General features: G+C 69.0%; 19 protein-coding genes. 8 read left to right on the top strand and 11 right to left on the bottom strand.

What is annotated here, in order from left to right:
• Positions 1-5: 5 nt before the first annotated feature.
• Both AWC24_RS11260 and AWC24_RS11265 read right to left on the bottom strand, forming a co-directional pair.
• Complete coding sequence (locus tag AWC24_RS11260) at positions 6-1,385, bottom strand: glutamyl-tRNA reductase (RefSeq protein ID WP_085084895.1); 1,380 nt, start codon at positions 1,383-1,385, stop codon at positions 6-8.
• A gap of 177 nt (positions 1,386-1,562) precedes the next feature.
• The gene (locus AWC24_RS11265) at positions 1,563-1,823 is read right to left on the bottom strand and encodes a glutaredoxin family protein (RefSeq protein WP_085084896.1); all 261 of its coding nucleotides are present in this window, start codon (positions 1,821-1,823) and stop codon (positions 1,563-1,565) included.
• A 36-nt stretch (positions 1,824-1,859) separates the two neighbouring features.
• On the opposite strand from AWC24_RS11265, the gene AWC24_RS11270 reads away from it, so the two are divergent.
• The 3 genes from AWC24_RS11270 to AWC24_RS11280 all read left to right on the top strand — a co-directional run bounded on the left by AWC24_RS11270 (position 1,860) and on the right by AWC24_RS11280 (position 3,865).
• Positions 1,860-2,309: a nuclear transport factor 2 family protein gene (locus AWC24_RS11270; RefSeq protein ID WP_085084898.1), complete on the top strand. Its 450-nt coding sequence runs from the start codon at positions 1,860-1,862 to the stop codon at positions 2,307-2,309.
• A 63-nt stretch (positions 2,310-2,372) separates the two neighbouring features.
• The gene (locus AWC24_RS11275) at positions 2,373-3,278 is read left to right on the top strand and encodes an HAD family hydrolase (RefSeq protein ID WP_109560411.1); all 906 of its coding nucleotides are present in this window, start codon (positions 2,373-2,375) and stop codon (positions 3,276-3,278) included.
• A gap of 59 nt (positions 3,279-3,337) precedes the next feature.
• Entirely contained in the window at positions 3,338-3,865 is a 528-nt protein-coding gene (locus tag AWC24_RS11280; protein WP_085084902.1) for an FAS1-like dehydratase domain-containing protein, read from the top strand.
• Positions 3,866-3,949: 84 nt separating this feature from the next.
• Here the strand turns inward: AWC24_RS11280 and AWC24_RS11285 are convergent, their stop codons facing one another.
• The 9 genes from AWC24_RS11285 to AWC24_RS11325 all read right to left on the bottom strand — a co-directional run bounded on the left by AWC24_RS11285 (position 3,950) and on the right by AWC24_RS11325 (position 11,643).
• The gene (locus tag AWC24_RS11285; protein WP_085084904.1) at positions 3,950-4,978 is read right to left on the bottom strand and encodes a lysophospholipid acyltransferase family protein; all 1,029 of its coding nucleotides are present in this window, start codon (positions 4,976-4,978) and stop codon (positions 3,950-3,952) included.
• A 4-nt stretch (positions 4,979-4,982) separates the two neighbouring features.
• Entirely contained in the window at positions 4,983-6,098 is a 1,116-nt protein-coding gene (locus tag AWC24_RS11290) for an SDR family oxidoreductase (RefSeq protein WP_085084906.1), read from the bottom strand.
• 86 nt (positions 6,099-6,184) lie between these two features.
• Entirely contained in the window at positions 6,185-6,286 is a 102-nt protein-coding gene (locus AWC24_RS11295) for a 30S ribosomal protein bS22 (protein WP_003402602.1), read from the bottom strand.
• A 184-nt stretch (positions 6,287-6,470) separates the two neighbouring features.
• Entirely contained in the window at positions 6,471-6,728 is a 258-nt protein-coding gene (locus AWC24_RS11300; protein WP_085084908.1) for a helix-turn-helix domain-containing protein, read from the bottom strand.
• 139 nt (positions 6,729-6,867) lie between these two features.
• On the bottom strand, positions 6,868-7,728 hold the full coding sequence (gene proC / locus AWC24_RS11305) for a pyrroline-5-carboxylate reductase (RefSeq protein WP_085084910.1): 861 nt from the start codon (positions 7,726-7,728) through the stop codon (positions 6,868-6,870).
• Positions 7,729-7,837: 109 nt separating this feature from the next.
• The gene (locus AWC24_RS11310) at positions 7,838-8,686 is read right to left on the bottom strand and encodes a thioesterase family protein (RefSeq protein ID WP_085084912.1); all 849 of its coding nucleotides are present in this window, start codon (positions 8,684-8,686) and stop codon (positions 7,838-7,840) included.
• Positions 8,687-8,708: 22 nt separating this feature from the next.
• Positions 8,709-9,551 (bottom strand): sugar phosphate isomerase/epimerase family protein, encoded by an 843-nt coding sequence (locus AWC24_RS11315; RefSeq protein WP_085084914.1) that lies wholly within the window; start codon positions 9,549-9,551, stop codon positions 8,709-8,711.
• A 17-nt stretch (positions 9,552-9,568) separates the two neighbouring features.
• A complete protein-coding gene (locus AWC24_RS11320) occupies positions 9,569-10,657 on the bottom strand; it encodes an Rv0497 family membrane protein (protein ID WP_085084916.1) in 1,089 nt (362 codons plus the stop codon).
• On the bottom strand, positions 10,654-11,643 hold the full coding sequence (locus tag AWC24_RS11325) for a Ppx/GppA family phosphatase (RefSeq protein ID WP_085084918.1): 990 nt from the start codon (positions 11,641-11,643) through the stop codon (positions 10,654-10,656). The genes AWC24_RS11320 and AWC24_RS11325 overlap by 4 nt, the downstream gene beginning before the upstream one ends.
• A gap of 72 nt (positions 11,644-11,715) precedes the next feature.
• On the opposite strand from AWC24_RS11325, the gene AWC24_RS11330 reads away from it, so the two are divergent.
• The 5 genes from AWC24_RS11330 to AWC24_RS11350 all read left to right on the top strand — a co-directional run bounded on the left by AWC24_RS11330 (position 11,716) and on the right by AWC24_RS11350 (position 19,056).
• Positions 11,716-12,504 (top strand): DUF3109 family protein, encoded by a 789-nt coding sequence (locus AWC24_RS11330; protein ID WP_085084920.1) that lies wholly within the window; start codon positions 11,716-11,718, stop codon positions 12,502-12,504.
• A gap of 295 nt (positions 12,505-12,799) precedes the next feature.
• Positions 12,800-13,591, top strand: coding sequence for an ABC transporter ATP-binding protein (locus AWC24_RS11335; protein WP_234807335.1), 792 nt, complete (start codon positions 12,800-12,802; stop codon positions 13,589-13,591).
• Entirely contained in the window at positions 13,573-16,122 is a 2,550-nt protein-coding gene (locus AWC24_RS11340) for an FtsX-like permease family protein (RefSeq protein ID WP_234807336.1), read from the top strand. The genes AWC24_RS11335 and AWC24_RS11340 overlap by 19 nt, the downstream gene beginning before the upstream one ends.
• 25 nt (positions 16,123-16,147) lie before the next feature.
• Entirely contained in the window at positions 16,148-17,509 is a 1,362-nt protein-coding gene (locus AWC24_RS11345; protein WP_085084924.1) for an FAD-binding oxidoreductase, read from the top strand.
• Between the two features lie 89 nt (positions 17,510-17,598).
• Positions 17,599-19,056: an amidase family protein gene (locus AWC24_RS11350; RefSeq protein ID WP_085084926.1), complete on the top strand. Its 1,458-nt coding sequence runs from the start codon at positions 17,599-17,601 to the stop codon at positions 19,054-19,056.
• Positions 19,057-19,211: the final 155 nt, after the last annotated feature.

Genomic DNA, 19,211 nt, shown 5'->3' on the forward strand with positions numbered 1-19,211 from the left:
AACGTCTACCCGGCCGACCCGGTTTCGGCGCCGACGTCGATTCCGTCTGACACCACTGGCAATTCGCCCGCCGTCGCCACGGCGTCCACGGCGGTCGGATCGAGCTCGAACAGCTCGCGCAGCGCCTCGGCGTAACTGTCGCCGCCGGGCGAGCTGGCCAGCTGCTTGACCCGCACGGTGGGGGCGTGCAGCAGCTTGTCGACGACGCGGTGCACGGTGCGCGCCACTTCCTCACGCTGGGCGGTGTCCAAGCCCGGCAGCCGGTGATCCAGCCGCAGCAACTCGGCGGTGACCACGTCGGCGGCCCGCTGCCGCAGCGCGGTCACCGTCGGGGTGACCTCGGCCATCCGCTGCCCGGCCAGGTAGGTGGCGACCTCACGGGCGACGATGCCGTGCGCGGCGTCGGTGTCGGTGGTGGCGACCTGCGCCGACGGCTCGCGCTGGATCCGGTCCATGTCGATGACCTGCACACCGGGCAGACCGGCGACCGTCGCGTCGACGTCGCGCGGCATGCCCAGATCGCAGATCACCAGCGGCTGGGTCGCCTCGTCGCGGTTGCCGCCGGCCAGCGCATGGTGCACGTCGGCCAGCGACACGACCGGGCTCACCGCGCCGGTGCAGCAGACCGCGACGTCGGCGTCGGTCAGCGTTGCGGCCATCCGTTCGAGGCCGACGGCGTCGGCCGCGGCGCCGCTCTCGCGGATCTTGCGGGCCAGATGCCGCGCGCGCGACAGCGAGCGGTTGACGACATGGATGCGCTCCACCCCGGCGCGCACCAGGTGGGCCGCGGACAGTGCGCCCATCGAGCCCGCCCCGATCACCACCGCGGTGCGGCCCTGTAAGGCGTTCTCGCCCAGCTGTTTCGCGGCGATACCCAGGGCGACCGACACCACCGACGCACCGGCGGCGTCGATTCCGGTTTCGGAGTGCACCCGTTTGCCCACCGACAGTGCCCGCTGCGCCAGTTCGTGCAGCACCCGGCCGACGGTGTTGTTGGCCTCGGCGGCGGCGTAGGCGCGGCGCACCTGGCCCAGTACCTGCTGCTCGCCGACGACCGCCGAGTCCAAGCCGCTGGCCACCGAGAACAGGTGCTCGACGGCGGCCTCGCTGTAGCGCACGTAGGCGTACTTGGTCAGGTCGGTCATCGACATGCCGGAGTGCTCGGAGAGCACCTGCCCGACCGCCGACAGCCCTGCGTGGAACGCATCGACGACCGCGTAGACCTCGACCCGGTTGCAGGTCGACAGAATCATCGCCTCGGTGACGAGCGGCGATTCGAGCACCTGCGCGACGATCTTGGCCTGATCGGGTTCGGCGGTGCTGAGCTGCTCGAGTACCGAGACCGGGGCGCTGCGATGCGAGACCCCGAAGAGCAGGACGCTCACGGCAGTATCACCTGGTCCGCTCCTTGCTGTCACCCGTGAACAAACTTCACTCCACGGTAGAGGCTAAAGCGCTGGGCCACCAAATTTGTTCGATTGTTCGCCTGGTGGACACCGCCGGGTGTGCGGTTTCGTGCCCGATTCGCGCGTTGGCGCGCCACCATCCGCACAGTCGGCGGGTCAGCGGCCGGCCAGGTCGGCGCGCAACCGGGCCTCGTCGACCTCCCAGTAGCTGTGTTCGCGCCCGTCGAGCAGCACCACCGGCAACCGGTCGCCGAATTCGGCCCGCAGCGCGGCGTCTCCGGCCCGGGCGGCCGCGTCGACGTCGGTGGTCTGCAGGTCGAATCCGAGCTCGGCGGCCAGTTGCGTCAGCTGCTCGTGCACCTTGACACAGATCGCGCAGCCGTCGCGGGTCAGCAACTGCACCTCTGGGCGGGTCATCGCCCCAGTCTGGCCCACGATGGCTATGTTTTCGATATGTCCGGCGGAAGTGCGGTGTCGATCACCAACCTGCTGTACCGCTACGCCGAGTCGATGGATGCCGGCGACTTGGATTCGGCCGCAGCGCTGTTCGGTCACGCCCGGCTCAAGGTTGGCCCCGACGCCGATGCCGTGCTCGACAGCGCCGGGATGCTGCGGCTGTGGCGCGGGCTGGTCAAGATCCACGCCGACGGCACACCGCGCACCAAGCACGTCATCACCAACCCGATCCTCGACATCGACGAGGAGGCCGGGACCGCGACCTGCCGGTCCTACTACACGGTGCTGCAGCAGACCGATGCCGTCGCCCTGCAGGTGGTCGCAGCGGGCCGCTATCACGACGAGTTCGAGCGGGTGGACGGCGTGTGGCGGTTCAGTTTCCGTGACTACTCGATGCTCGACCTCAAAGGTGATCTACGCGATCACCTGGGGGGATTCGGCAGTTAGGCCGGTTAGGGTTGGTGGCGGCCGCAGCAGCGGCCGGCAGTGCACAGCGGAAGGAGTCGGGTGATGGCTTTACCGGGCCCGGCCGACGGGGATTCCGCAGCAGGCGCCGACCCGGGCCCGGTGATCGGCGGGGATTTCGCGGCAAGCGCCGAGCGGGCGCTCGCGGACGTGGTCGACGCCGACACCCCGGCGCCGGTCGATCTGACCGCCGCGGCGTTCTTCGACGTCGACAACACCCTGGTGCAGGGCTCCTCGATGGTGCATTTCGGCCGTGGGCTGGCCGCCCGCCACTACTTCACCTACCGCGATGTCGTGGGCTTTCTCTACGCCCAGGCCAAGTTCCAGCTGACCGGCCGGGAGAACAGCGACGACGTCGCGGCCGGCCGCCGCAAGGCGCTGGCCTTCATCGAGGGGCGGCCGGTATCGGAGCTGGTGGAGCTGGGCGAGGAGATTTACGACGAGATCATCGCCGACAAGATCTGGCCGGGCACCCGCGAGCTGGCCCAGATGCACCTCGATGCCGGCCAGCAGGTCTGGCTGGTCACCGCCACCCCCTACGAGCTGGCCGAGACCATCGCCCGCCGGCTCGGGCTGACCGGTGCGCTGGGCACCGTCGCGGAGTCGGTCGACGGGGTGTTCACCGGCCGGCTGGTCGGCGAGATCCTGCACGGTCCGGGCAAGGCACACGCGGTGCGGTCACTGGCGATCCGGGAGGGGTTGAACCTGCGGCGCTGCACCGCCTACTCCGACAGCTTCAACGACGTGCCGATGCTGTCGCTGGTGGGCACCGCGGTGGCGATCAATCCCGATGCCGCGTTGCGCGAGATGGCGCGCAAGCGCGACTGGGAGATCCGCGACTTCCGCACCGCACGCCGGGCGGCGCGGATCGGGGTGCCGTCGGCGCTGGCGTTGGGGGCCGTCGGCGGGGCCCTGGCGGCAGCCGTGGCGCACCGGAACGAGCGCGCTTGAGCTGCTCGCTGATAGGCTTCCGCCGCCGAACACCACGGCGAGCGGAGGGGTAAACGGGCATGGCAGTACACACCGAATCGCAGGGGGTCATCGGTACCCATTACCGGTTCCCGGACCACTTCGAAGTCGGCCGGGAGAAGATCCGCGAGTTCGCCCGTTCGGTCAAAGACGAGCACCCGGCGCACTTCGACGAGGCCGCCGCGACTGACGCGGGGCACCCCGGACTGGTGGCGTCGCTGACGTTTCTAGCGGTCGCCGGCCGCCAGGTGCAGCTGGAGATCTTCGACAAGTTCGACATCCCGATCAATATCGCCCGGGTGCTGCACCGCGACCAGAAGTTCACCTTCCACCGGCCCATCGTGGCCGGTGACAAGCTGTTCTTCGACACCTACCTCGACTCGGTGATCGAGTCGCACGGCACGGTGGTCAGCGAGGTGCGCAGCGAGGTCACCGACGCCGACGGCAAGCCGGTGGTGACCAGCGTGGTCACCATGCTCGGCGAGTCGGTGAATCAGGACGCCGACACCGAGGCGGCGACGATCGCCGCCCTGGAGGCGATGCGCGACCGCGCGCTGGGCAAGAAGTAGACGTCGCCGTTCCGGCCAGCGTGCGCAGTCGAACGCGCGCACGCGCTGTGCTGCGGGCAAACCCGCTCGCTCACGACGGGGACGTCAGCCGAAGAACATGTTGCGGCGCCCGGCCAGCAGCCGGTACAGCGTCTGCTGAATGGTCTCGCGCACCTGGTCGGTCAGTTCGAAGGTGACCATCGGGTCGTCGGCGGCACCGGCCTCGTAGTCGGTGGTCTGGATCGGTTCCCCGAAGGTGATGTGCCACTTCGACGGCAGCGGCACCAGGCCCGCCGGCCCGGCCAGCGGGAACAGCGGGGTGATCGGGAAGTACGGCACGCCCAGCAGTCGGGCCAACAGCTTGACGTCGGCGATCATCGGATAGATCTCCTCGGAACCGACGATCGAGCACGGCACGATCGGCGCCTGGGTCTGCAGCGCGGCGGACACGAAACCGCCGCGGCCGAACCGCTGCAGCTTGTAGCGGTCCTTGAACCGCTTGCCCAGGCCCTTGTAGCCCTCCGGGAACACCGCCGTCAGCTCGCCGGCCGCCAGCAATCGATGGGCGTCGGCGGTGCAGGCCATGGTGTGGCCGGCCTTGCGGGCGGCCGGGCCGATCACCGGCAGGTCGAACACCAGATCCGCGCCGAGCATCCGCAGGTCGCGACGGCCCGGATGATGGTCGTGCACCGCCACCGACAGCATCAGCGCGTCCATCGGCAGCACCCCGGCGTGGTTGGCCACCACCAGCGCGGGCCCATCGGCCGGCAGGTTCTCGATGCCGCTGACTTCGACCCGGAACCAGTCGTTGAAGAGGAGCCGCAGCAGCGGCAGGGCGACGGCTTCGTTGAAGTGCGGGTCGAACCCGAACTCATCGACCTGGTAGTCACCGGTGATCCGCTGCCGCAGGAATGCGGCGAGGCCGGCCACCCGCCGGACGAACTCGTTCGGGGTGGCCTCGGGGTCACCGGACGCCCCCGCGGCGCCGCGGCGCCCGTCGATATCGCGGACGATGGCGCTGATCTGCTCAGCCGAGGCGCGTTCGCCGGGGCGGCTCAGCGTCGACGGGTGTCGACGCGCGGACCCCGAGTTCTTGTGCAGCGGAATGACTTTAGCCCTGGAATCACCAACCATGGCGTTACCCTCCCCGCGCCCTGTTGAAACCGATATCGCCCAGCCGTTGCACCGCGCTCACCGCGCGCCGTTCCGCCGAATGTACCCATTTGGGGTCGATGATCGGGTTGAGCCCTCGACCCCGCACGTAGTCATCGAATGCCTCGGCGGTGGTCCATTTGGTGCTGTACCCGAGGTCGGTTCGCATTCTAGTCGTATCCATCACCCGGCCAAAGCTGAGATAGTTCAGCTGCTCCCGGTTGATCTCGGTGTAGTTGTTGGCCCGCCGTAACGAGTCCAGCGCCCACAGCCCCAGCCCGAACACCGGCACCGGGATCCGGCCCGAGCGGCGGATCGCCTGCGACATCATGATGATGCCGTCGGCGCCGACGTTGAAGGTGCCGGCCTTTCCGGCCATGGTGGCCCGTTCCAGGGCCCCCAACGCGTCCTGCTCGTGCAGCAGCTGCAGGCGGGCGTCGCGGCCCAGCACCATCGGCACCAGTGGGCCGCCGAGGTAGCGCGACAGCGCGGTGTCCATGGCCGGGCCGATCATGTTGGCCATCCGCAGGATGGTGACCGCGATGTCGGGCCGGCGCCGGCCCAGCCCGCGGGCGTAGCCCTCGATGTCGATGCTGTCGCGGGGAAAACCCTGGGTGGGCGGCCGGTGACTGGTGCTGTCCTCGGTGAACAGCACCGGGTCACGTGAGCAGGACCCGTAGACCTCCGAGGTCGACTTGAGCACCACCCGGCGCACCGAGGGCGCCTTCTGGCAGGCGGCGAACAACTGCATGGCGCCCATCACGTTGAGCTCTTTCAGGGCCGCCCCGCCGCCGGAGCGCGGCACGTACGACGCCGCGGCGGCGTGCACTACGGTGTCGACCTCGCTATTTCGAATCACCTTGGCGATAAAGGGATTGCGGATGTCGGCGCGAACGAATTCGGCGCGTCCCATCCGCCGCAGCATGTCCTTGCTCGGCATCACCGCGTCCACCGCGATCACCCGGTTGATCAAGGGATTCTGCGTCAGCCGGGCGGTCAGATAGCCGCCCAGGAACCGGCATGCGCCGGTGACCAACACAACCTTGGGATAGTGCCGGACGTCGCTTCGCGTGCTGTCGCTCGGGGGTCCGGCCTCGTCCACCCCGCCAGCCTAACGGCCAGTCTGCGAAAGCAGTACCGGGGCGATCGACCGTCCCGGCCCGTGCCCCGGGCGAGGGCTCGGCGGAGTTACTTACCGAGTTTTCTGCGCTGCACCCGGGTACGGCGAAGCAGCTTGCGGTGCTTCTTCTTCGACATGCGCTTGCGCCGCTTCTTGATGACTGAACCCATGAACTCCGCTATCTGCTTCCGCCCGCGCCGCCACAGGGGCGCTGCTGAACTTGATCGACCCGGCCACTTTACCCGTAGGCAGGCGCCGAGCAGAAAACCGGCACCTGACCCGGCCCCGAACACAGCCGACCCCGGGCGTCGCCGTGCGGCGACGCCCGGGGGGCGCTTAGGCGTCGACCGGCGGTCAGCCCGCGTCGAAGAAGGAGGTCTCCAAGAGGTCGTGCACCGCCTTGGCGTGCACCCGGAAAGACCGTCCCACCCGCACCGCGGGCAGTTCGCCGTTGTGCACCAGGCGGTACACCGTCATCTTGCTGACCCGCATCAGCGCAGCCACCTCGGCCACGGTGAGAAATTGTGCCCGGCCCGTGTCGGCTGGGCCGGCATCCCGTGCCGCCCTGCCGCCAGTGGAGTCGCGTGCCGAAGGCCCGTTCGCAGACGTCATCGTTACCCATTTCAATCAGGCACGTGCAGTCCCAGCGGCTTCCCCTCCGCTGCGCCCACACGCACAGACATAGAGGAGAATAGCGGGACGAATGGGGTTCCTGCGACGGGTGAGAGGCAATATGTGAAAAATAAGTGAATCACTCTGATGTAATTCTTAGCTGCTCAGAGCGGGTTTTTGCCGCTTGGACCGCCCGATCGACCGAGGTCCGCAGGCCTCCGGCCTCCAGTTCCCGCAACGCGGCCGCGGTGGTCCCGCCCGGGGAGGTCACCATGGCTCTCAGCTGAGCCGGGGCGGTGTCGATGACCGAATTCGCGGTCCCCGCCGTCTCGCCGCGTTCCGCCAGCAGCATCTGCGCCGACCCGGCCATGGTCTGCACCGCCAGATCGGTGGCCCCCTGCCGACTCAGCCCGGCCGCAACCCCGGCATCCACCAATGCCTCCACCATCAAGAAGAAGTACGCGGGCCCCGAACCCGAGACGGCGGTGACGGAGTCCATCTGATCTTCCGGGACGATCACCACCGTGCCGACGCACTCGAACAGCTCGGCGACCTGCTCGACCTGCTCGTTACCGGGGAACCGGCCCTTGGCCAGCGCGCAGGCGCCGGCGCCGACCTTGACCGGGGTGTTCGGCATCACCCGGATCACCGCGGTGCCCGCGGGCAGCTTGGACTCCACGTACCCGGTGGTGACACCGGCCACGATGCTCACCAACACCTGCTCGGGACTGTTCTCCGAGGCGGCAGTGAGGTTCTTGGCGAACTCGGCGACGACGGATTCCACGTCCTGCGGTTTCACAGCGACGATCACGATGGACGCATTCTCAACCGCGTCGGCGACCGAGGTCACCAGCACCGAATACTTCTCGGAGAGCCGTCGGGCGCGGTCACCGAAGCGTTCGGCGACGACGAGGTCCTTGACCGGCCGGCCGGCCGCCAGCAAACCCGCCAGCAAGGCCTCACCCATGTTGCCGCCGCCGATGATCGCGATTCTCGCCATGGCGACAGCATGGCAGACCCGGGCGGTCGCCAGCGCGACGGAGCCGCGCGCGGCGGGTCGCCCGCACCGCACCAGCGATCGCCAGTGCGGCGGAGCCGCCCGCGGCGGGCTACTGGGCGGGAACCATGGCCAGCTGGCGGGTCTGCACCACGATGCGGCCTTCGCAGTCGACCACGGTGTGGTCTTCGTCGAACCAATCCTGGCCGATCTGCACGCAGCTGCAGATCACCCGCAGCCAGCCGTCGGCCGGCATGGCCCGTAGATAGGCGGTGAGCTGCACGGTGGGCGCCCAGCCCATCCGGTTGACCGCGTAGGTCACCGGCGCCGAGACGTCGCCGCACAGCAGCGCGAACAGCACGTCGGGAGCGGCGTCCTTGGGCCGCACCCACATCTCGATCACCGGCGGGCCGCCATCCGAGCGCGGGCCGAGCGTGGTCAGCGCCGGACGGATGTCGCAGCCGTGCGCCAGATGCACGATGTGCTCCATCGGATGGCCCGGACCGATCGGCTCCAGGCCGGGCGGCGGCTCCGGCGTCATCAACGGCACCACCGGGTTGAACGACAGCAGCGGCGGCGCCTGGTGCTCGGGCTCGCCGAGGGTGACCACGGTGCGCACCGCGGTGCGCTCGCCCTGGTTGAGTTCCACGTCGACCAGGCTGACCCGCCGGCCGCGCTTACGAATCCTGGCCACCAGCCGCATCGGACCGGGGTCGGGCGCCCACAGGTAGCTGGCGGACACCGCGACCGGTTGCACGTCGCCGCCGTGGGCGGTGCGGGCGGCGTTGGCGCACAACGCCAGCATCGCGCCGCCGTGCACCTTCGGGCCGATCGTCCAGTGCTCGTTGAGCGCGCCGGCGAACACCGCCACGTCGCCACCGTCATAGCCCTGGAAGCCATCGTCGTGGCCATCGAGGCGCACCAGGGCCATGGCATCGGTGAACAGCGTGGATGAGGTCACGCGGGCCTCCTTGTCTCAGCGATCAGCGCAGCAGATGCGTGCGGGCGAACTGTAGCGACTCGATCAACAGTGCCTCGCGCTCGTGCGGCGAGCGAGCATGGGAGGTGGTCACCTCCAGCACCACATGACCGGTGAAGTCGCCGGCGGCCAGCAGGTGACACACCTCGACGGTGGGCTGGTCGCCGTGCCCGGGCACCAGATGCTCGTCGGCCGGCAGTCCGGTGCCGTCGCACAGGTGCAGATGGGTGAGGCCCGAACCCATGCGGCGGGCCATGTCCAGCGCGTCGGTGCCGGCGGTCGCGGTGTGCGACAGGTCCAGGGTGTAGTGCGTGTGGTTGCCGTCGAGCGGGTCGTGGGACGGCGCGAACGCCGAAATCCCCGCTCCCGGACCCCCACCGCGCCGGCGCATCCGCTCTCGCGACTGATCAGCGCCGAAGAATCGGTCGGCGCGGAACGGGAACATGTTCTCCACCGCCACCGCCACGTTGCTGCGGGCCTCCAAGTCGGCGACCTGGTCGCTGAATCCCTCGGCGTAGCGGCGTTGCCAGCGAAACGGCGGATGCACCACGACGGTCTGGGCTTCGAGCCGTTCGGCGGCCCGGACACTGCGTTCCAGCTTGTGGATCGGGTTGGCGCCCCAGACCCGCTGCGAGATCAGCAGGCACGGTGCGTGCACCGACAGCACCGGCACCCGGTACTTGCGCGACAACCGCTGCACGGCGCCGACGTCCTGGCTGACCGACTCCCCCCACACCATCAGCTCGACACCGTCGTAGCCGAGTCGGGCCGCGTACTCGAAGGCGGCCTCGGCCCGCAGGGGGTAGACCGAAGCCGTCGACAAGCCGACCTTGATGGCGGGGCGCACGGACTAATAGTGAACGGCTAGTTGGCGTGCAACGCCAGCGGCCCCAGGGTGATCAACAGTCCGACCGCGACGGCGATCAAAGTGCTGCCGATGTCGACGGTCTTGCGGACGGCCTGAACGGCGGCGACCAGGCCGAGCGTGACCAGCACCGTGAGCACCAGTGCGACGATGCTGTTCCACCGCCACAACTGGTCGAAGGCGATGAACAGCCCGCCGCCGAACGCCACCGCCAGGATCGACTGCAGCACCACCAGCAACCCGCCGACCACTCCCGGCCGGCCCACGTACTCGTCATCGGCCGGCTCGGATGCGACGGCGTCGACGGCGTCGTGGTCGGCACGATCGGCGGCGGCGGCAAGATCGGTGTCGGCGTCGGCTGGGTCGACCGCGCCGAGATCCGGCCGGACCGGCCGCTCGGTACTGCCGGCCTTGCTCAGGACCGAGCGCACATAGGCGGAGTCCCCGACCGACAGGTCGGCCTCGCGCACGTCGGTGTCCATCACATCGAGTTCGACGTCGGTGTAGGTCTCGATCGGGTCGGGACGCATCCGTTCGGCGCCGGAGCCGGTGGACGGGGCGGCGGATGCCGGACGGCCGTTGCCCGCTGCGGGCACATCCGAGCGGCGCATCGGCCGCGGGTAGGGGCTCTGCTGGGGGCCGCCGGTGCGCGGCGGCTGCGGCGGGGATTTGGGCCAGCGCGGTTCGGGCGCCGACCGCTGGGTGGGTTCCGCCCGTTCCACCGGCCGCGGCCCGGTGGCGGGCCGGTCGTCCGGCTCCGCCCGGCGTGGCCCGGTGAGGGGCTTGTCGTCGTCGATGAATCCGGGTGCCGGGCCGAGGGACAGTGCGCCGCTCGCCGCGGTGTCGGAAGTCTCGCCGCCGTCCGGCGATTCGGCGGCGGCCACCGGCTCGGGGGGCCCGTCCTCGTCCCGGATGATCGGGATCTCACCGGTCAGTTCGGCGACGGTGACGGCGTCGGCGTTGCCGCGCCGACGGCGGCGGCGACCGGTCACCGGCGGCGAACCGATCGTGCCGTTCTTGGCGAGTAACTCGGCAACGGAGATCGGCCGCGTCTCGACGTCGCGGGGGTCGGGCTTGTGCTCGGTCATCGTGCGCCCCCTCCTTGCCGGGCCATGCCCACGGACGAGGATTGGAGCAGGATGGCGCTGTCGGCTTCACGGTCGAGCCGCCGCAGGATCAAGCCCTCCCGCAGCGCCCACGGGCAAATCTGAACCGTTTCGATCGACAGCGCTCGCATGCTCGCTTCCGCCACGAGGGCGCCCGCCACGATCTGCGGGGCCCGCTCGGCGCTCACCCCTTCCAATTCGGCACGATCTGCCGTGGTCATCCTAGAGATGAATGATATGAGCTGCCTAAGGCCCGCGGCGGTCAATGTGCGCCTCACCCGGGGTCCGGCAGCCGACGGCGCAGCGCCGGTGAGGCGCGCCAGCGAACGAAACGTCTTGGAACTCGCCACCGCGAGGTCGGGGGGGCCGGCGTCGAGAACCGTCGCGGCGGCCGGCGCCAACTCGGTGTCCAGCCAGTCCCGCAGCATCGACACCCGGCGACGCCCGGGCGGGTCTTCGGGCAGCCACTCCCGGGTGAGCCGGCCGGCTCCCAACGGCAGCGACAACGCCACCTCGGGCTCCTCGTCGAGGCCGCTGGACATCTCCAGCGACCCCCCACCGATATCGAGGTTGATGATCCGCCCGGCGCTCCAGCCGAACCAGCGCCGCACCGCCAGGAACGTCAGCCGGGACTCGTCCTCCCCCTCCAGCACCTGCAACTCGACGCCGGTCTCGGCGCGCACCCGCGCCAGCACGTCCTCGGAGTTGGAGGCGTCGCGCACCGCCGAGGTGGCGAACGCCATCAGCTCCGCGCAGCCCGAACTGCCTGCGATGGTGGCGAATTCGTCGATCGTGGACACCAGTTTGTCGGCACCGCGCCGGGTGATCTTTCCGGAGCTGTCGGTGGCCTCCGCCAACCGTAATGTGGCCTTGGTCGAACTCATCGGGGTCGGGTGACCGCCCCGGTAAGCATCGACCACCAGGAGATGGACGGTATTGCTGCCGACGTCAAGTACGCCTAATCGCACGCAACCAACTTAGTGGGGCGCGGAATCGACCAAGGCGAGACAACCCGAATTGGTGGTCTAGCGTGGAGTTTTGTGACCCCCGCGCAGCCCGGCCCCCCGCGGCGTGAAGTCGACTTGGACTTCCCCCGCGAATGGGTGGAGTTCTACGACCCGGACAACCCCGAACATCTGATCGCTGCCGATCTGACCTGGCTGCTGTCCCGTTGGACCTGCGTGTTCGGCACGGCGGCCTGCCGGGGCATCGTGGCCGGCCGCCCCGACGACGGGTGCTGTTCGCACGGCGCGTTCCTGTGCGACGACGACGACCGCGCCAAGCTCGACGACGCCGTCGCGCAGCTGACCGACGCCGACTGGCAGTACCGCGACAAGGGCTTGGGCAAGAAGGGCTACCTGGAATACGACGAGAACGACGGCGAGGAGCAACTGCGCACCCGCACCGTCAAGGGGGCCTGCATCTTTCTGAACCGGCCCGGCTTCGCCGGCGGCGCCGGTTGCGCGCTGCACATCAAGGCGGTCCGGTTGGGTGTGGAACCGCTCACCATGAAGCCCGACGTGTGCTGGCAGCTGCCGATCCGGCGCAGCCAGGAGTGGGTGACGCGCCCCGACGACACCGAGATCCTCAAGACCACGATCACCGAGTTCGACCGCCGGGGCTGGGGTTCCGGCGGCGCGGACCTGCACTGGTACTGCACCGGTGACCCGGCGGCCCACGTCGGCGCCCGGCAGGTCTGGCAGAGCCTGGGGCCCGAGCTCGCCGAACTGCTGGGCGAAAAGGCCTACGCCGAACTGGCGGCGATCTGCCGGCGGCGCAATGAGCTCGGGCTGGTGGCCGTGCATCCGGCCACCCGCGCCGCTGAGTGACCGGAGCGCGGTGCACTTCAATGGCCAGCAGTCCACGAACAAAAACCGCAGGTCAAGGATCACTTTTGCCGCGGAACCGCGTCGCCGGCGTCTCCCGCTGACTACGACAATCCCCGTCTACCAGGGCAGTCAATGGTGTCCGGTGTCACGGACGAATGATTTTCAGCAGGCGGCGTAGGTCGGTATGCTCGGAGATGGCATCGCCGGTAGCGCAGCATCATCGGAGTGCGCAATGAATTGAGAAACGCGCCCTACGCGGGCATGATCCTTTATCACACACGCCCGCTGGAGATTCATGATCAGGACCGACATCCACACCGTGGAGCTCGACCAAAACGGACACACGCCGCCGGTCGTTCTAAGGCCTCCCGTGGTCCTGGAAGCGCGCAAACTCAACAAGCAGTTCGGTCACGGCGATACCGCGACGCCGGTATTGCGCAACATCGATATCCAGATAACCCGCGGCGAATTCGTCGCCATGGTCGGGCCTTCCGGCTCGGGCAAGTCGACCCTGCTGAGCATCCTGGGCCTGCTGGACCTGCCGACCTCCGGAGATGTGTTCATCAACGGCCACAGCGTCTCGCAGCTGTCCCGGCGGCAGCTGGCCGCCGTCCGATGCCAGACCCTCGGCTACGTCTTCCAGGCGTTCAACCTTCTCGGCGGTCTGTCGGTCGTGGAGAACGTCATGCTGCCGGGCCTGCTGGCGGGCAAATCCGGCCGCTCCCAGCACGCCCACGCGATGAACCTGCTGGACCAGGTCGGGCTGGCCGCCAAATCCAAGCGCGTCCCGTCGGAGTTGTCCGGCGGTGAACAACAGCGAGTCGCCGTCGCGCGGGCACTTTTCATGAAACCCGACGTCATCCTCGCCGATGAACCGACCGGCAACCTGGACACCCTTAACGGGCAGCGGGTTATTGACGCCCTGTATAACTTGAATGCCGCCGGCCAGACAATTGTGCTGGTGACGCACGACCGGAAAATCGCCGACGACGCCCCCCGGCTCGTTTCGCTGCTCGACGGTGAAATCGAGACCGACAGCGGAATGGCTCACGCGCCCGACAATGTGACATGGCTCGCGGGACATTAGCCGCGACTTTCGGCCTGCTCCGGATCATCAATTTTCGGGCCGTTCGTAAACACGCATTCCGGGCAGCACTGGCCGCTTTCTCGCTGGGCGGTGGTGTCGCCGTCGTGGTGGCCGTGATGATCGAGGTCACCAGCGTGTCCAAAGCGGTCGAAGACGTCGGCTACCAGATCGCCGGGCCCGCACCGCTGCGCGTGGTCGGCGCCGCCACCCGCGGCGGCATCAGCCCGGCGGTCATCGAGGACACCCGGTCGGTCCCCGGGGTGGCGGCGGTGGTGCCGGTCATCCGCGGCGTGACGATGATCCGCAGCAATGGCGACAGTGGCGGCAAGGGCACCGAGAGCTACGGGCTGGGCCTCGGCGTGGACTGCTCGGCGCAGTGGATCGTCGACCCGAAGGTCTGTCAGGCCGGGCAGCAGGAACCGCCGCCGGCGATCTCGAAGTCACTGGGCGACTCGCTGAACTCCTCGGCGACCCTGGTCACCGACGCCGGGCAGCTGTCGGTGGAGAAGTTCCAGCGGGTGTCCGACCTCGACGAGGTCAACAACGGTCTGGTCGCGGTGCTGCCACTGAGCATGGCCAAGGTGCAGTTCGCCCGTGGCGACCGGGTGGACCTGCTGTATGTGACGCTGGCCAAGGACGCCGACTCGACGGAGGTCCAGCAACGGCTGAAGACCGCGCTGGGCCCCACCTACAGCGTGCAGCCCCGCAGCGAACCGGCGCGCGGCTACAACGTCAACGATGTGCTGTTGCCGCTGCTGGGCATCTTCGCGCTGATCTCGATCGGCGTCGGGGTCATCCTGATCACCCAGATCACCCGGCTCTCGGTCGAGGAGCGCCGCCGCGAGATCGCCATCGCCTCTGCGCTGGGAGCCTCCCCTGCCTCGATCATGACCGGGTTCCTCAGCGAGGCCGCGCTGCTGGGCGCGGCGGGATCGGCGATGGGCGTGCTGACCGGCATCGTGATCTCGGAGCCCATCGTGGCCAGCGCCAGTGAGCTCACCGAACGATTCATCGGCGTGACAGTGCCGGTGGTGCTCAATCCGGCGATCCTGGTGGTCGGCGTGCTGGCCGGACTGCTGCTGGCGGTGGGGGCCGCGGTCGGGCCCGCCCTGTCGGCGTCCAGAACCCCGATCGCAGCCGAGTTGTCCGGCCGGGCGGCCCAGGAGCAGACGACTCAGCGCAAGATCTGGTTCAGGGCGCTGCTGCTGCTGGCGATCGGGCTGAGCGGGGTGATCGCGGCACGGCTGGCGACCCTGTCCGGCGCCCTGGCGGCCTGGCAGGCCATCCTCGCCGACGTGGGCGCGGTGGTCGCGCTCATCGGGCTGCTGCTGGCCACCGCGTACCTCAGCGCCCAGGCCATCACCAGCGTGCGGACCAGGCCGGACAAGTCCCGGGGGGCGACGCTGACCATCGCCCTCAACGCGCTGCGCTCGGACCGGTCGCGCACCGCGGCGATCTCGGGCGCCATCGCGGTGCCGGTCGTGGTCGCCATCCTGCTCTCCGGGTTCCTCGTCGCGATCCACATCGGCGCCACCCGGGTCGCCGAATCACAGGCCGACGGGCGCATTGCCATCACCACGACGCAGTTCGCCGATTACGGCCCGGTGGACGCCCGATTCGCCCCGCAGACGGTCAACAAACTGAACTCGTTGGCCGGGGTGGAGAAGATCGAGCGGATGGCGGAAATCGAAATCAGCCTCAAAGACGGGTCACTGGCGCATATTCAGGCCCAGGACCGGCCGACATTTCCATTCGGATTACTTGCCGGCCAATCCCCGGAGGCGAGCCAGAAAGCCAACGAAGTCGTCATCGGCAGCGTCCTTGCCCGGGAGAAGAAACTCCACATCGGTGACACACTCGTATTTGGAAGTGGACTGGATGCGCAGGCGATGAGCATCGGCACCATTGTGGCCACCCCCGAATACGGCGGCCGGCGGATCTACATGCCGTACTCGATCGCCGAACAGATCTACGGCCCGCAGCCCGCCGGCCTGGTCTTCGCCACCCCGGCACCGGGATTCACCGCGGGCCAGGTCATCGAGAGCATTCGGGCCACCGAGTTCGACCAGCCGGTGACCGCAGTGGACACCGACGGCTACGCCTCGGAGATCGCGACGTCCATCGGCCAGTATCTGACGCCGTTGAACACCCTCAAGTACGGCCTACTCGGCATCGCCTTCATCTCGGTGCTCTCGACGCTGCTGCTGGTCGGGATCCGGCGCCGGCGCGAGGTGGCCCTGATCCAGGCACTGGGCGCCACCCGGGCGCGGGTGTTCTCCATCACCACCATCGAGGCCGTCGTCGCCGGAGCCGCCGGCGGCCTGTTCGGCGCGGTGCTGTCGATTGCCATATCCGAGGCGGTCCGACGGGCCGCCGTGGTCAACGTCGGCCTGATCACCCCGCTGGTGTTCCCGTGGTCGGACGCGGTGCTTTACGCCGTATTGGCCACCGTCGCCGCGGTTTTCGCGGCCATCATTCCCGCCTGGAAGAGCACACGGTCCACTCCGGCGACCGAGCTTCGCGACGAGTAAGAACTTCGCCGACCCCGAGGATGCCATGACAGCGACCGCCCCTGCCGTGCCGGGATTCTCCGGCGAAGTCATCGCCCCTAGCGACGCCCGCTACGACGAGGTCCGTCAGGTATTCAACGGCATGATCGACAAGCGGCCCCAGGTGGTGCTGCAGTGCCGCTCCCAGGACGACATCGTCGCCGCGGTGCGCTATGCCGTGGCGGCCGGTGCCGAGATCGCGGTGCGCAGCGGCGGACACAGCGTCGCCGGTCACTCGGCCACCGACGGCGGCATCGTCATCGACCTGACCCTGCTGCGCGGGGTGCGGGTCGACGCGCAAGCGCGGATCGCCTATGTCGACGCCGGCGCCACCTGGGGCGACGTCGACCCGGTGACCAGCAGACACGGGTTGGCCTGCCCGGGCGGCGTGGTGTCGACGACCGGCGTCGGCGGGTTCTCGCTCGGCGGTGGCATCGGCTGGCTCTCCCGCGCCCACGGCATGACCTGCGACAACCTGATCGGCGCGACACTGGTGACCGCATCCGGCGAGGTGTTGACCGTCAGTGAGACCGAGAACGCGGACGTGTTGTGGGGGCTGCGCGGCGGCGGCGGCAACTTCGGCGTCGTAGCGCAGTTCGTGCTGCGCCTGCACCCGGTGATCGCGGTGACCGCCGGCGTGCAGTCTTACCCCGACACCGACGCCGAGGCGGCCCTGAAGCATTTCCGCGCCCAGATGGACGACGCACCCGACCACCTGGCGTCGATCCTCGACTTCTCCACCGACTTCACCACGGGCAAGTCGCTGGTCAATGTGCTGGCCTGTTCGACGCGGACCGACGCGATCGGCAGCGACGATGTCGGCGCCCTGCTCAACGTCCGGGGCGTGGCGGCCAAGCCGGTGGTGGCGGTGCAGCACACGTTGGACTACTCGACCTGGCAGCAGGCCCTCGACTACACCGCCCCGTACGGCTGGCTGAACTACTGGAAATCGCTGTTCGTCACCGAACTCACCGACGAGGCGATCCGCCGCATCGCGCTGCTCGGCCGGTCACGGCCTTCGACGCAGACCCGGCTGCACCTGATCCGGCTCGGCGGGTACGCCAGCCGCGTTCCGCCGGAGTCCACGGCCGTCGTCGCCCGCGACCACCCGTACATCATCCATCTGATGACGACCTGGACCGACCCCGCCGACACCGCCCGGTGCACAGCGTGGGCCGGGCAGGCCTTCGAGATCCTGCGCCCGCTGGGCCCGGCGAGCGCCTACTTGAATTTCGTGGGCGACGAAGGGCAGGACCGCATCCGCGCGACCTTCGGCGATGCCGGCTACCAGCGGCTCGCCGAACTCAAGACGCGCCTGGACCCGGAGAACCGGTTCACTCTCAACCACAACATCGAGCCCGCCGGCTGACGTGCGCAGTTCTTAGTGTGTCGCCAACGCGGCCACACGTTTGCGCAGCGCACCGTGGGTATTGTGGTCCCCGGGGAAAGGACGCAACGATGTCTGCCGCGCACGATCATGAGCAGGATCATGAGCTGGCTTTTGCCGGTGTCGCGCACCTGGCACAGCTGGTGCGTGAGCGGGAAGTGTCCCCGCGCGAGTTGGTGGCCCTCTACCTGGATCGGATCGCCCGGCTCGACCCGGTTCTGAACGTGTTCCGCACAGTGCTCGGCGACCGGGCGATGGACGAGGCGGCGCACATCGAGCGGCGGTTGGCCGCCGGAGAAGTGCTGCCGTTGGCCGGCGTGCCGATCGCGGTCAAGGACGACACCGACGTGGCCGGCGTTTCGTCCATGTGCGGCACCGGAATCGACGTCGGCCCGGCGAGCACCGACAGCGCCGCGGTGCGGCGGCTGCGCGCCGCGGGTGCAGTGATCATCGGCAAGACCCACCTCTCGGAGTTCGGCGCCTACCCGGTGTGCGAATCGGCGACCTGGGGGGTGACCCGCAACCCGTGGGACCTGTATCGCACCCCGGGCGGCTCCAGCGGCGGTTCGGCCGCCGCGGTCGCCTCCGGGATGGTGCCCGGCGCCACCGGCAGCGACAGCGGCGGCTCGGTGCGCATCCCGGCCGCCTGCTGCGGGTTGGTCGGCCTCAAGGGGCAGCGCGGCCGGATCAGCACCAAGGAGTCGCCCGAACGGGCGTACCGCTTCCACGGCCTCAACCACATCGGGCCGCTGGCCCGCAGTGTCGTCGACACCGCACTGCTGCACGACGCGATGACCGGGCCCGAACCCGACGACGAGATTCCGTCGCCGCCGGCGGCGCCGCCGCTGATGGACGCGCTGCGGGTGCCGACACGGCCGTTGCGGATCGCGATGTCGTTCAAGCCGGTGGTCCCGGTGCAGGTCAGCGACGAGGTGCGCCGCCCGGTCCTGCAGACCGCGGAGTTGTTGCGTTCGCTGGGCCACGAGGTCGTCGAACGCGACCCGGTCTACCCGGTGACGGGGATCGCCGCGGTGCTCGCGCTGTTCATGAACGGCTTCGCCCACGAGATCGAGCAGCTCCCGAAAACCGACCTGCTGGAACGACGGATGCGGGCCGAGGCCCGAACCAGCCGCCTGGTCCCGGACTGGCTCGCCCGTCGCGCCCTCGCCGCCGAGCCCCGGATCACTGCCCGCTCACAGCACCCGATCGCCGACTTCGACGTGCTGATGACCCCGGTGCTGGCGATTCCGCCGGTGCAGCTGGGCTACTTCGAGGGATTCGGCCCGACCCGCGCCATGCTGCGGATGCTGAAGTTCATCCCGTTCACCTTCCCGCAGAACTACAGCGGCCAGCCGGCGATCTCGGTGCCCACCGGTATCGACGCCGCCGGGGTGCCCGAGGCGGTGCACCTGGTGGGGCGGGCCAATGACGAGGCCACCCTGATTTCGCTTGCCGCCCAGCTCGAATCGGTCCAGCCCTGGACTCAGCGCCGGCCGCCCACCGAAGCCTTGTTGAGCCAGGTCTGCTGAGCGACTGCAGGCCGACATTCAGGCCGGGGTAGGCCGAATTTCTCACAGTCTCCTTAGTCACTGGGTTCAGATCGGCCGGGTTCCTGTCGGACCCTCGAACTACTGTTCGGTTTATGGGTAGGGATGCGCTCGCCGATCGAGACACCGTCATGGGG

Origin of the sequence: Mycolicibacter senuensis (assembly GCF_002101885.1) — a bacterium.
GTDB lineage: Bacteria > Actinomycetota > Actinomycetes > Mycobacteriales > Mycobacteriaceae > Mycobacterium > Mycobacterium senuense.

Coding starts and splice junctions, on each gene's coding strand:
- AWC24_RS11275 (WP_109560411.1), top strand. CDS start 2,373: ATGGCTTTACCGGGCCCGGCCGACGGGGATTCCGCAGCAGGCGCCGAC.
- AWC24_RS11335 (WP_234807335.1), top strand. CDS start 12,800: ATGATCAGGACCGACATCCACACCGTGGAGCTCGACCAAAACGGACAC.
- AWC24_RS11320 (WP_085084916.1), bottom strand. CDS start 10,657: ATGACCGAGCACAAGCCCGACCCCCGCGACGTCGAGACGCGGCCGATC.
- AWC24_RS11340 (WP_234807336.1), top strand. CDS start 13,573: ATGGCTCGCGGGACATTAGCCGCGACTTTCGGCCTGCTCCGGATCATC.
- AWC24_RS11265 (WP_085084896.1), bottom strand. CDS start 1,823: ATGACCCGCCCAGAGGTGCAGTTGCTGACCCGCGACGGCTGCGCGATC.
- AWC24_RS11285 (WP_085084904.1), bottom strand. CDS start 4,978: ATGGTTGGTGATTCCAGGGCTAAAGTCATTCCGCTGCACAAGAACTCG.
- AWC24_RS11345 (WP_085084924.1), top strand. CDS start 16,148: ATGACAGCGACCGCCCCTGCCGTGCCGGGATTCTCCGGCGAAGTCATC.
- AWC24_RS11300 (WP_085084908.1), bottom strand. CDS start 6,728: ATGACGTCTGCGAACGGGCCTTCGGCACGCGACTCCACTGGCGGCAGG.
- AWC24_RS11270 (WP_085084898.1), top strand. CDS start 1,860: ATGTCCGGCGGAAGTGCGGTGTCGATCACCAACCTGCTGTACCGCTAC.
- AWC24_RS11295 (WP_003402602.1), bottom strand. CDS start 6,286: ATGGGTTCAGTCATCAAGAAGCGGCGCAAGCGCATGTCGAAGAAGAAG.
- AWC24_RS11280 (WP_085084902.1), top strand. CDS start 3,338: ATGGCAGTACACACCGAATCGCAGGGGGTCATCGGTACCCATTACCGG.
- proC (WP_085084910.1), bottom strand. CDS start 7,728: ATGGCGAGAATCGCGATCATCGGCGGCGGCAACATGGGTGAGGCCTTG.
- AWC24_RS11350 (WP_085084926.1), top strand. CDS start 17,599: ATGTCTGCCGCGCACGATCATGAGCAGGATCATGAGCTGGCTTTTGCC.